Source organism: Clostridium sp. UBA2485 (genome assembly GCF_002341865.1).
In the GTDB taxonomy this organism is placed as follows: Bacteria; Bacillota; Clostridia; order Clostridiales; family Clostridiaceae; genus Clostridium_J.
Genome location: NZ_DDOV01000011.1, coordinates 24,219 through 36,278, shown reverse-complemented (window position 1 = coordinate 36,278; position 12,060 = coordinate 24,219). Strand labels below are relative to the sequence as shown.

The 12,060-nt window shown below is 27.3% G+C and carries 11 protein-coding genes; 10 read left to right on the top strand and 1 reads right to left on the bottom strand.

Annotation, left to right across the window (positions count from 1 at the left end):
* Positions 1–110 precede the first annotated feature (110 nt).
* The 10 genes from B3603_RS01370 (at position 111) to B3603_RS01325 (ending at position 10,740) form a co-directional block, all read left to right on the top strand.
* On the top strand, positions 111–725 hold the full coding sequence (locus B3603_RS01370) for a histidine phosphatase family protein (protein ID WP_291559830.1): 615 nt from the start codon (positions 111–113) through the stop codon (positions 723–725).
* A gap of 19 nt (positions 726–744) precedes the next feature.
* Positions 745–1,293 carry a bifunctional adenosylcobinamide kinase/adenosylcobinamide-phosphate guanylyltransferase gene (gene cobU / locus B3603_RS01365; protein ID WP_396153339.1) on the top strand — a complete coding sequence of 183 codons (549 nt, stop codon included), beginning with the start codon at positions 745–747 and terminating at the stop codon, positions 1,291–1,293.
* Between the two features lie 72 nt (positions 1,294–1,365).
* Positions 1,366–2,115 (top strand): adenosylcobinamide-GDP ribazoletransferase, encoded by a 750-nt coding sequence (cobS, locus tag B3603_RS01360; protein WP_291559825.1) that lies wholly within the window; start codon positions 1,366–1,368, stop codon positions 2,113–2,115.
* 12 nt (positions 2,116–2,127) lie between these two features.
* Positions 2,128–2,277, top strand: coding sequence for a hypothetical protein (locus B3603_RS01355; RefSeq protein WP_291559823.1), 150 nt, complete (start codon positions 2,128–2,130; stop codon positions 2,275–2,277).
* Positions 2,278–3,182: 905 nt separating this feature from the next.
* Positions 3,183–4,031, top strand: a complete 849-nt coding sequence (locus B3603_RS01350) for a DegV family protein (protein ID WP_291559821.1) — start codon at positions 3,183–3,185, stop codon at positions 4,029–4,031.
* Positions 4,032–4,765: 734 nt separating this feature from the next.
* The gene (locus B3603_RS01345; RefSeq protein ID WP_291559819.1) at positions 4,766–5,614 is read left to right on the top strand and encodes a DegV family protein; all 849 of its coding nucleotides are present in this window, start codon (positions 4,766–4,768) and stop codon (positions 5,612–5,614) included.
* Positions 5,615–5,618: 4 nt separating this feature from the next.
* A complete protein-coding gene (locus B3603_RS01340; protein ID WP_291559817.1) occupies positions 5,619–6,065 on the top strand; it encodes a PadR family transcriptional regulator in 447 nt (148 codons plus the stop codon).
* Between the two features lie 171 nt (positions 6,066–6,236).
* Positions 6,237–7,985: an ABC transporter ATP-binding protein gene (locus tag B3603_RS01335; protein WP_291559816.1), complete on the top strand. Its 1,749-nt coding sequence runs from the start codon at positions 6,237–6,239 to the stop codon at positions 7,983–7,985.
* A gap of 2 nt (positions 7,986–7,987) precedes the next feature.
* The gene (locus B3603_RS01330; protein WP_291559813.1) at positions 7,988–10,018 is read left to right on the top strand and encodes an ABC transporter ATP-binding protein; all 2,031 of its coding nucleotides are present in this window, start codon (positions 7,988–7,990) and stop codon (positions 10,016–10,018) included.
* A gap of 308 nt (positions 10,019–10,326) precedes the next feature.
* Positions 10,327–10,740: a hypothetical protein gene (locus B3603_RS01325; RefSeq protein WP_291559810.1), complete on the top strand. Its 414-nt coding sequence runs from the start codon at positions 10,327–10,329 to the stop codon at positions 10,738–10,740.
* Between the two features lie 401 nt (positions 10,741–11,141).
* Here the strand turns inward: B3603_RS01325 and B3603_RS01320 are convergent, their stop codons facing one another.
* Positions 11,142–11,885, bottom strand: a complete 744-nt coding sequence (locus B3603_RS01320; RefSeq protein WP_291559806.1) for a DUF4397 domain-containing protein — start codon at positions 11,883–11,885, stop codon at positions 11,142–11,144.
* Positions 11,886–12,060: the final 175 nt, after the last annotated feature.

The following is a 12,060-nucleotide window of genomic DNA, read 5'->3' as shown; positions in this document are numbered from 1 at the left end:
TATGAATTCAATAGTTTCAATTATAATACTAAGAAATACCAATTATTTTCACATATATATTAATTTTAGAGCTGGTATATCTATATATAAATACATGTAGGGGTGTAGATATGAACATATATTTAGTGAGACATGGTGAAACTATTCAAAATAAAAACAAAGTATTTTATGGTACAATAGATGAAGGGTTAACGGAAAAAGGAATAATTGAATCAAAGAAATTAAGTGCTTTTTTTAAGAAAATTGACTTAGACATGGTTTATTTAAGTAACAAAAAAAGAACCTATGAGACTTCTAAGATAATACTAAGTGAAAGATTTAAAAAGTTAGAAAAAAATAATAAAATAGTTATAGACAAAAGAATAAATGAAACTAACTTTGGAGAGTTTGAAGGGAAAAGTTATGAAGAACTTTTAAAGTTTTATCCTAAAGAATGTGATATATGGGAAAAAGATTGGAAGGGCTTTGTACCACCTAGTGGAGAGAGCTATATAGAACTATACAATAGAGCGTCTGACTTTTTAAAAGATATATTAAACTTAACCTGTGATAATGTATTAGTTGTAACTCATAGTGGCGTAATAAGGGCTATATACTCTTATATTATGAATGAAAATATGGATTTATTTTGGAAGTTTTCTTCAAGAAATGGAGATATTTCAATTATAAAATATGAATATGAAAATTTATTTTTAGATGGAATAATTCATAATAAATTTTTGTAAGGAAAGTAAGGTGTATCAAATGAGTAGAGTAATATTAGTTACAGGAGGCAGTAGAAGTGGTAAAAGTAATTATGCAGAAAATATTTTTGATGAGAGAGATGATGTATTATATATAGCTACAGCCATAGTAACAGATAATGAAATGAAAAATAGAATAGGCAAACACAAAAAAGGACGAAATCAAAAGTGGAGAACTTATGAGGGATATAGAGATTTACATAAAGCTATAGAAAATATAGAAGAACCAAATATATTATTAGATTGTGTAACAATAATGGTAACTAATTTGTTATTTGATAAAGAATTAGATTTTGATAACATAGCCATGGAAGAAGTAGATAGAATACAAGACAATATTAAAAAAGAATTTGAAAAGCTTATTTTAATGGCTAAAGAAAAAAATAAGGTTTTAGTTATGGTTACTAATGAGGTGGGAAGTGGATTAGTGCCTGAATATAAATTGAGCAGAATTTATAGAGATATAGCAGGTTTTACCAATCAATTTATAGCAAAGCTTTCTGATGAAGTTTATTTTGTAACCTGTGGATTACCATTAAGATTAAAATAAGACACTTGAAATAAAATAGACTAGTATACTGACTAGTTATTTTTTTGAAGATGCTTAAGTTAGGAGTAAGTTATGAAAAAATATATAAATGATTTTTTACTATATATCCAATTTTTTACTAGAATACCTGTTAATCTTCAATTAGACTGTAGTAATGAAAATTTTAGAAGAGGAGCTATGTTTTTTCCAATAATAGGCTTTATAGTAGGAGGGATTCAATATTTAGTATATTTATTACTAAATAGATATCTACCTTCTAGTATAACAGCCATTTTTGTAGTATTAACCTTTGTGCTTCTTACAGGGGCGTTACACTTAGATGGTTTAGGTGATGTTTGTGATGGTTTTTTTGCTTTCAAGGGTGGTAAGGAAAAAATTATTGACATAATGAAAGATAGTAGAATAGGAGTATATTCTTGTGTAGCTATAATTCTAGACTTATTATTTAAATACAATTTGATAAAATTAGCAATAGATTCATATGTGCCTGAAATAATAATTGTAGCACCTATCATAGCAAGATTTTCGGTGGTGTTATTAGCTACAATGGGGAAAAATGCTAAATCTACAGGTACAGGTAACATATTTATTGGAAATATAGAAACTACAAATATAGTATTGACAGCTGTAATATGTTTATTATTACAATTTATATTTATTAGCCCTAAAGATATAGTAATTTTAACTTTTACTGCAATTATTATAACTTTATTATTTAATAAACTTTGTGAACATAAAATAAATGGATTAACAGGAGACACTTTAGGAGCAATAAATGAGTTAGTTGAAATATTGACTTTAACTATATTTTTCATTATTTAGAGGAGAAGAAAAATGGGAGAAAATAAAATAAGTTTTTGTGGTTACAATGAAGGTCATGAAAGAGTAATGGAAAAAATAAAAAAATATTTTCCTGAACATAAGACTACCTTAAATAAATGTATAGGTGCTTGTGATAAATGTGGGGGGAAAATTAATCACTAGAGTTAATGGAAAACTTATAGAAGCGGACAGTGAAGAAGAGCTTTACGAAAGTATAAAAAAAGAAATTTAAAAATGATTTTAAGAAATTGGTTAATATTTTAAAATTGCATTATGGATATAAAGATTATATATAGATAAACTACCTGAAAGTTAATTTATAACTAATAATTATGATATTAAATATTTTAATCAACAACTTTAATGGATGGACAATTGACAATTGTGGTTGAAATTAATTTTTATAAATTAATTTCTTTAAAAGTTTAGTTGAAAAGCATAGCTTTTAACTGTTTTCTAATAAAAGTTTATTATTTTTATTAGCATATAAAGATAACTTTAATTAGTTCTGTAAATTAATCAGTTTAAAAATTCTCATGCTTTGCTGAGAATTCACCATAATTGTCCATTGTCAATAGTTAATTCTCAATTTCATATTAATGTAAACTTAAACAATTTAATAGCACAATTCTATGAATGTATAGAGTAAATTTAAAAGTGGTACATCTGCAGATATGATAATTAATATATTAACTTTCTTTTTAGGTACACTATAATAGATTAAAATATAATATTTATAAAAAATTATATTTTTAACTTTAATATTTAAATTAAAGTATGGACATTTACTAAAATTTATTATAAAATTTCCTTTAAACAGATAAATTATTATATTTAATTTAAGTGTTAAAATAAAAGCTTTAGTAATCTAAGTATTACTAAAGCTTTTATTTTTCTAGTAGATTTGTGTATCAATTATTATTAATAATTGTTAACTTTAAATTAAATTTTCTAATTAATTTGTTAATTTTAAAAAATTTATCTTTTTTGACATATATCACTATTGATATAACTATCAATAGTGATATATAATGTATTACGACTTTAAGTTTAAGGAGTGATTAATATTGGAAAAAATTGCAATAATAACAGATAGCTCGAGTGATTTATCAAAAGAATTTGTAGAAAAATATAATATAAATATGCTTCCCTTCAGAATTATATATAAGGACAGAGAGTTTAGTGATGGAGTAGATATAACAACGAAGGAAATATGTGAAAATCTACATAAAGAAATACCAACATCTTCTTTGCCATCAATGAAAGATATGGAAGATACATTTAAAAAGTTAGAAAGTGAAAACTATACTCATGCTATTATAATCACATTATCTAGTCAATTATCAGGACTTTATAATGCTGTTAAACTTGCAAGTGAAAATCATCCAACTATAAAAAGCTATGTCTTTGATTCAAAAATAATTTCTTATGCACATGGAGCAATAGCTATGGAGTGTGCTGAAATGATAAAAAGTGGGACAAGCTTTGATGAAGTAGTTGCTAAGTTACCAGAGATGAGAAAGAAAGCAACTGGTTTTTATGTAGTTGGTACATTAGAGTATCTAAAAAAGGGTGGAAGAATAGGAAAAGTTGCTGGAACAATAGCAGAGCTTTTACATATAAAGCCAATAATATCAGTTGATGATAAAGGTCATTATTATACTCGGGATAAAGTAAGAGGTAGGAAGCAGTCTATTAGTAGAATGTTATCAATTGGAAATGAATTATTAGATAAGAATAAGCAAGATGTATACATTATACATGGTGAAGCAGAAGAAGAAGCTAGAAAGCTTTTAGCTGAATATGAGAAACATCCTAATATAAATAGAGCTTATTTTGGTGGATATGTAAGTGCAGTATCTGGAGTACATAGTGGACCGGGGTTTATAGCGGTAGTGTTTTATGAAGCACAATAAGTTATAGTATATACATATAGAAATGTAAAGGTATTTAACTGTAAAATACCTAATAAAAATTCTGAATATAAAAAATAATAAAATCAGCTTGCTTAATAAATTTAATTAAAAAGTTATGATTAGAAAAATATAGGTTTAAATTCACTTAATAGTTTAAGTAGTTATAAACAACAAATAATTACTTTCACAAACTTTGAAGGTACAAGTTCTTTCACTTGTATTTGTGAATATGTATCCATAACAAGAAAGAATAGCTTAAATGCACTCTAATGCATTTAAGCTATTTTCACTGCTAAGGATTAAAAATTTAAAAGCAAAAATACTATAATAATAAATATAATTGTAAAATGTGATTTTATGTATTATAACATAATTATAAAACAAATAAACATAAAAAATTACAAATTTTAGGTGGCTGCGTTATGAAAAAATATAAACATATTGCTAGGTTTATTGTACTATAGCTATGATTTCATTGTTGTATATATTATTTTCTAAATTTGGATATAATAAATATACATGGAGTATAGTTGGAGTGTACCTTAAAGAGGATAGTAATTATATTTCATTAGCCTAATAAGGCAGTTTGTGGGATAAATATGGACTACCTTATTTTTTATAAAAAATTATTTTAGATTTAATATTATATATCACTATTGATAATACTATCAGTAGTGATATATAATATTATTAAGTAAGAATAAATGGAATTTTGATTTTTAGGAGTGATATATTTGGAAAAAATAGCATTAATTACAGATAGTACTTCAGATTTAAATAAAGAAATGATAGATAAATATAATATAATAGTTCTACCTTTTAGAATTATTTTTAAAGATAGAGAATTTAGAGATGGAGTAGAAATAACTCCTCAAGAAATATATAAATCATTTGAAAAGGAAGTCCCTACTTCGTCATTGCCTTCAATGAAAGATATGGAGGAGGTTTTTCAAAGACTAGAAAGAGAAGGATATACTCATGCCATTGCAGTAACTTTGTCTAGTAAATTATCAGGAATATACAATGCATTAAAGTTAGTAAGTGAAGAATATCCTTCTATAAAAACTCATGTGTTTGACTCAAAACTTATATCTTATGGAGAGTCAGTTATTATTTTAGAAGCAGCTAAAATGATAGAAAAAGGTATGAGTTTTGACGAAGTAGTTAAAAAACTACCTGAAATAAAAAAAAGAGCGCATGCCTTCTTTGTAGTTGGAACTTTAGAGTATCTAAAAAGAGGTGGAAGAATAGGAAAGGTTGCAGGAACTATTGCAGAGCTTTTGAATATAAAGCCTATTATTCATGTAGATGAAGAGGGATCTTATGCAACATATGATAAGGTTAGAGGACGAAAACAGTCTATTAATAGAATGATTGCTATAGGCAATGAGATGCTAGATAAAAAGAAATGTGATATTTACGTAATTCACGGTGAAGCAGAAGAAGAAGCTAGAAGGATTCTAGATGAGATATCTAGACATCCTAATGCAAACAGTGTTAATTTCGGTGGATATATAAGTCCTGTATCTGGAGTTCATAGTGGCCCAGGCTTTTTAGGTGTACTTTTCTATGAGGTGGAATAATTAAATGACTAATTCCTTTCCTGATATTAAGGCAGAAGAAAAACGATTATATGAAGAATATAAGAAAAAATTAAATGAACTTCGTAAAGTACAAAATGAAAAAGAAGCGGTAGGCCAAGTATTTACAAAGGGGCTTCTGCCAATATATGTTATGTATATATTAAGTCTAGGTCCAACAAATGGTAATGATATTTCTCATCAAATTGGAGAGAAAACTAATGGATTATGGCTTCCAAGCACAGGAGGCATATATCCACTATTAAAAAAATTAGAAAAGGAAAAGTATGTTGAAGGACATTGGGATGATTCTAAAAAGAAAATGCAGAAAATTTATAAGTTAACTAAAGAAGGGGAAATTGAATTTGAAAATAAAAGAGAACTTCTTAGAGGTAAAATTGAAGAGGCACTAGAAGTTTTTAAAATAATATACAATGATTTATATTCTGATTAAAAATCCATGATTTTCATGGATTTTTTGTTTTAAATCATTTAAATATTGTGAAAAATTCGAGACTCGAAATAAATTATTGAAAATTATAAAAAAGTATTATAGCATAATATTATGGAGTTTATAGAAAATTACAAATTTTAAAACAATATTCAATTGAAAGGGGGCAAATTAATGCGAGAGCTGAAGTCACTATTGAAATATACAATGAAGTACAAGAAAAGATATTTTATAGGTATTCTTTTTTTAATTGTAGTGGATATTGCTCAGCTTATTCCACCTAAGATTTTAGGAGATCTAACAGATAGTCTAGCACAAGGAAGTGCTACTACTAGTACAATCACTAAAGCAATTCTCTATATGATGGTAATAGCTGTGACTATGTCTATAGGGCGTTTTATGTGGAGAATTTATATTAATGGTACGTCTAGAATGATAGAGTATGATATTAGGAGCAAGTTCTTCAAGCATTTACAAAGTCTTTCAACAAATTTTTATAATGAAAATAAGACAGGGGATTTAATGGCACTAGCTACCAATGACCTAAATGCTATAAGAATGGCACTAGGACAAGGTGTCATAATGTTTTTTGATGCACTAGTATTAACTATAGCTACTTTATTTATAATGCTAAGCATAAATGTAAAATTAACCTTATTAGCATTGCTTCCATTACCCTTTGTTGCACTTATATCACGAAAGTTCGGTAAGAAAATACACAGAAAATTTATGAGAGTTCAAAAATGCTTTTCAAAACTTACTGATTTAGTTCAAGAAAATTTCTCGGGAATTAGAATTATTAAGTCTTTTGTACAAGAGGAAAAAGAATTTGAAAGATTCGCTGAGGAAAATCAGAATAATTTTGAAGCAAATATGGATTTTATAAGAATATGGGGTGTGTTCTCTCCACTGATAGAACTTATTTCCTCATTAAGTTTTGTGGTATTAGTTGCAGTGGGAGGAGCATTTGTTATTCTGGGGGACATATCCTTAGGTGAATTTGTAGCATTTAATATGTATTTAGGAAATTTAGTATGGCCAATGATGGCAGTTGGATGGGTAATTAATGTACTTCAAAGAGGTTTTGCATCCTTAGAAAGAGTTGAGGAAATATTAAACCAAAAGCCTGAAATTATTGATAAATATGTTCATGAAGTTAAATCAATAAAAGGAGATATAGTAATTAAAGATTTGACCTTTATTTATCCAAAGGCTACTTACCCTGCACTTAAGAATATAAGTGTTAATATAAAAGAAGGAGAAACATTAGGAATTGTAGGACGTACAGGAAGTAGTAAAAGTACATTAGTTCATCTTTTATTGAGGCTTTATAATATACCTAATGGAAAAATATTTATAGCAGGTGAAGATATAAATATTTTTCCATTAAATACTTTAAGGCATAGTATAGGGTTTGTATCCCAAGATCCATTTTTATTTTCTACCACTATTGCAGAAAATGTAAATTTGGCATTTGATAAGTTAGATATGGAGCAGGTTTATGAAGCTACTAAAAATGCAGATATATATGAGAATATTATAGATTTTCCAGAAGAATTTAAAACAATGGTTGGAGAAAGAGGTGTAACTTTATCAGGAGGGCAAAAACAGCGAATTTCTATTTCAAGGGCATTAATTAAAAATCCTGAACTTTTAATATTAGACGATTGCCTATCAGCAGTTGACGCTAAAACTGAAGTAAAAATATTAGAGAACCTCAATGACATAATGAAAAATAAAACATCTATAATAATTTCTCATAGAATTTCAGCGGTTAAAGAAGCAGATCAAATTATTGTATTAGATGAAGGTGAAATTGTGCAAAGGGGTAAGCATGATGAACTTAAGAATCAAGAAGGTATTTATAAGGATATTTATGAAAAGCAACAAATTGAACAAGCAATTATGGCGGAGGAGGTATAATCATGGAAAATTTTAATTTAGAAGAAGAAAGTTTGATGAAACAATATGACTCAAAACTCATGAAAAGACTCCTTAAATTTGCAAAGCCATACAAACTCCATATATTAGGTGTTATAGTAATAATGTTTATAGTAACTTGTTTAGACTTACTAAGGCCATATATTATTAAAAGTACTATAGATAATGATATAAATCCAGATAAATCATCTTATATAATTACAGAGAAAGCAGTAAATAATAGTATAAAAATAAGGGATGGTTTTTATGTAGTTAACAATCATTCTTTAGACGGTAAAAGAGCTTCCTTAATATATGATGATAAAAAAGCTTATGTAATAGATGGAGAGATAAAGGAGAATGCTCCCTACAACATAGATGGAGAAAGATTAATACAAGGAGAAAATACTTATTCAGCCTATAAGATTTCTAAGGAAGAAGTTAAGACTTTACGAAGTAATAGCCTTTTATCTGTAAGTAGAAAGGCGCTATATATATTAGTTATTTCAATATTAATATTTATATTAAATTATATTCAAATTTTCATATTACAATATACAGGTCAAAAAATTGTATATAATATAAGAGATACTGTGTTTAGACATGTAGAAGGACTATCACTATCATTTTTTGATAAAAATCCTGTAGGACGATTAGTTACAAGGGTTACTAATGATGTAGAAACTTTAAATGAAATGTATACTTCAGTATTAGTATATTTATTTAAAGATTTTTTCTTAATTACAGGAATAATAATTGCTATGTTTTTATTAGATGTAAAGTTAGCACTTATAACAATAGTTACATTGCCATTAATTATATTAGTGTCATATATATTTAAGAAATATGATAGAGAGGCCTATAGAAAAGTTAGAGCTAGACTTTCAAGAATAAACTCATCTTTGGCTGAAAATATAAGTGGTATGAAGATAGTTCAAATTTATGGCAAGGAAGATAAAAAGTATAGAGAATTCGATGATATAAATACCTCTTACTCTGAAGCTGCCATGAAGCAAATTAAAGTATTCGCTATATTTAGGCCAGTTATGGATTTTATATATCAAATAGCATTAGCTATATTGATTTGGGCAGGGGGAAAAGCAGTTTTAAACGCTGATATTAATATAGGAGTACTATATGCTTTTGTCAGCTATATTCAACAATTTTTTCAGCCAATTTTTGATCTTTCTGAGAAGTTTGATATCATGCAATCTGCTATGGCATCATCTGAAAGAATATTTATGCTTTTAGATACTGATACTACAATTAAAAATTCAGAAAATCCAGTAGAAGTACAGAGGTTTAAAGGAGAAATAGAATTTAAGAATGTTTGGTTTGCCTATAATAATGAAGATTGGGTGCTTAGAAATGTAAGTTTTAAAATAAATATAGGAGAAACTATTGCTTTTGTAGGCGCTACTGGGGCAGGAAAGACATCAATAATAAGCTTAATAAGTCGATTATATGATATCCAAAAAGGTGAGATATTAATTGATGGCATAAATATAAAAACTATGAGAAAAGAAGACTTGAGAAGAAATCTAGCAACAGTATTGCAGGATGTATTCTTATTTACTGGTGACATTAAGAGTAATGTTAGACTAAATAATGATAGTATTAGTGATGAAGAAGTTATAAGAGCATGTGAATATGTTAATGCTAATATATTTATAGAAAAGCTTCCAGAGAAATATGATGCTCCTGTAAATGAGAGAGGTTCTACTTTTTCTCAAGGAGAGCGTCAACTAGTTGCTTTTGCGAGAGCATTAGCTTTTAATCCGCCTATATTAGTTTTGGATGAAGCAACTGCAAATATAGACACAGAAACAGAGAGTTTGATTCAAGATGCTTTAGGAAAACTGACAGAAGGAAGAACAACTATAATTGTTGCTCATAGACTCTCAACAATTAAAAATGCAGATAAGATCATAGTTCTCCATAAAGGAAAAATCAGAGAAGTTGGAAATCATGAAGAGCTTCTTGTAAAAGACGGTTTATATAGCAATTTATATAAGCTTCAGTATGCACAGCATTAATAAATATAAAATTTATTTATTTAAATAAAAATTGACTTTAGGAGAATAGTAGTATATATTTAGGTGTTCCTAAAACTTAGATTAAGATTTTTGATTTGTGATGAAAATAGTTTATATAGTATGTTAGTTTTAAGCTCTACTTATGGTGGAGAGATCTAAGATAATTCAGAGCAGCTGCTCTGAATTTTTTAGTATAAATATGAACTTAATATTATAATTAATATGTAAAGAAGCTATAGTTTTTAAGCGATTTTTATAGTGCAGAAGAACGTAGATAATTAGATAATATTTAATAGGAGAGAAGAATTATGAGGTTGAGTCAATTGTTTATTAATAACAGAGGATTGTATCTAGGAGATAATGGGTTTAAAATACAGCCTAATAACGTAGAATTTAATAAAAATTGTATTACATTCTATCATTATACTTATGTTGAATACTTAGATAAAATATTCTCCTCAGGTAATGGATTGTTTGCCCATAGAAGGGTAAGCTGTCCCAACATACCTCAAGAGTTTAATGACTGTTATCTTATTGAGGGATTTCTTGAACCATTACCAAAATGGTTAACAGATGATTATTATTTTAGTGATTTGGCATTTGAGATGACGAAAAAGCATGTAGGTAATATATTGTTGAAGGTAGAATTACCAAGAGACTTTAATGGGCTATATACTGCAGATTATGCTCATGTCTTAGAAGAAAAACATAAAAATTTATGAGGGATTAGCCCTTTAGGATTAGAGTATGATTGTTCTAATGGATATGAAGTAACACAGGCATATGTAAATTCTTATGTACCAGCTAATGAATATAATGGAAAACATATTGCACCAGTAATGCAAGTGCTTCGCAAAGGAGAAGGAATTGCTATATCCAACAAATATCTTTCAATTAGCGAAATACAGCCATTTGAAGTTAATTATTAAGTTAAAAGAATATTATATAAATAGATATGGTAAGATTAGATTAGCTAATATGATATTTTAAATAATAAAAAATGGCTAGCAATTTTTGCTAGCCCATTTAATTATAAATAAGTTTTATGGGGGAAACATTCAAACTGCAATTTACAGCTTGAAAGATACTTGCAAAATTCATTTAAATAAATTACATATTTAAATTAATGCTTTAAATATGTAAGACCATCTAGCGGGATTAATACTTGCGGTGCAGGTTCATCTCCTACAAGTCCTATAGCATAAATAGTATAGAATCTATCACCACGAAGTCTTATATTAGGGATATATAATATATTTGTAGTACTATTTGGGTATGTTATTTCAAAGGTATACATTCCAGGTGTCATTTCAATATAATCTGTTATATCTTTATACATTACATTTCCAAATAATATATTTCCTACAGGAATAGTTACATCCACTGGAGGGCCATTTGGAATTAAATGAACAAATCTAATTTTTGCTTTGTTCTTAGTATTTACTCCGGTATATTTTTCTTCTATAGGATATAATTCAAAATTTTCAGGAAAATTCCCAATAGCTGCTACAGTAAAAATCGTGTTTCCAGGAATAGTTAGATTGTTATTATATAATAAATTTTTACCGTTAGTAGATTTATAAATTTTTATATTATATGTTCCAGGCATCAATTTAACATAATCAGTAAACTCTCTATAGTTAAAATTTTTCACTAAAAGCTTATCATTTACATATACATCTACAGCAGGTGCATTAGGTGATGCATGAAGTAATCTAACATAGGTAATCATGCTACCCATATTACTCATATTGCCCATGTTACTCATGTTATTCATATTGCTCATATTACTCATGTTATCCATGCTATTCACATTGCTCATATTATCCATATCACTTCTGGTATTCATATTTCTGTGATAATACATATTTAACCTCTTTATTTAGTATTTCTAAAATTAGTATATGGGTAATTTGGAATTTGGTGATATTATTTCTAAAAAAATATAATAATAATTTTTATATCTTATAAGATTTTCTAATTATTTATTGGTAGTTTTATTAAAAATTTATGAAAATTTAGTTAAATACTTTTGTGTGGAG

What these genes read in the sequence shown, in the direction of transcription:
- cobU (WP_396153339.1), top strand. Translation starts at nt 745, where the DNA reads ATGAGTAGAGTAATATTAGTTACAGGAGGCAGTAGAAGTGGTAAAAGT.
- B3603_RS01370 (WP_291559830.1), top strand. Translation starts at nt 111, where the DNA reads ATGAACATATATTTAGTGAGACATGGTGAAACTATTCAAAATAAAAAC.
- B3603_RS01355 (WP_291559823.1), top strand. Translation starts at nt 2,128, where the DNA reads ATGGGAGAAAATAAAATAAGTTTTTGTGGTTACAATGAAGGTCATGAA.
- B3603_RS01325 (WP_291559810.1), top strand. Translation starts at nt 10,327, where the DNA reads ATGAGGTTGAGTCAATTGTTTATTAATAACAGAGGATTGTATCTAGGA.
- B3603_RS01335 (WP_291559816.1), top strand. Translation starts at nt 6,237, where the DNA reads ATGCGAGAGCTGAAGTCACTATTGAAATATACAATGAAGTACAAGAAA.
- B3603_RS01330 (WP_291559813.1), top strand. Translation starts at nt 7,988, where the DNA reads ATGGAAAATTTTAATTTAGAAGAAGAAAGTTTGATGAAACAATATGAC.
- cobS (WP_291559825.1), top strand. Translation starts at nt 1,366, where the DNA reads ATGAAAAAATATATAAATGATTTTTTACTATATATCCAATTTTTTACT.
- B3603_RS01320 (WP_291559806.1), bottom strand. Translation starts at nt 11,885, where the DNA reads ATGTATTATCACAGAAATATGAATACCAGAAGTGATATGGATAATATG.
- B3603_RS01340 (WP_291559817.1), top strand. Translation starts at nt 5,619, where the DNA reads ATGACTAATTCCTTTCCTGATATTAAGGCAGAAGAAAAACGATTATAT.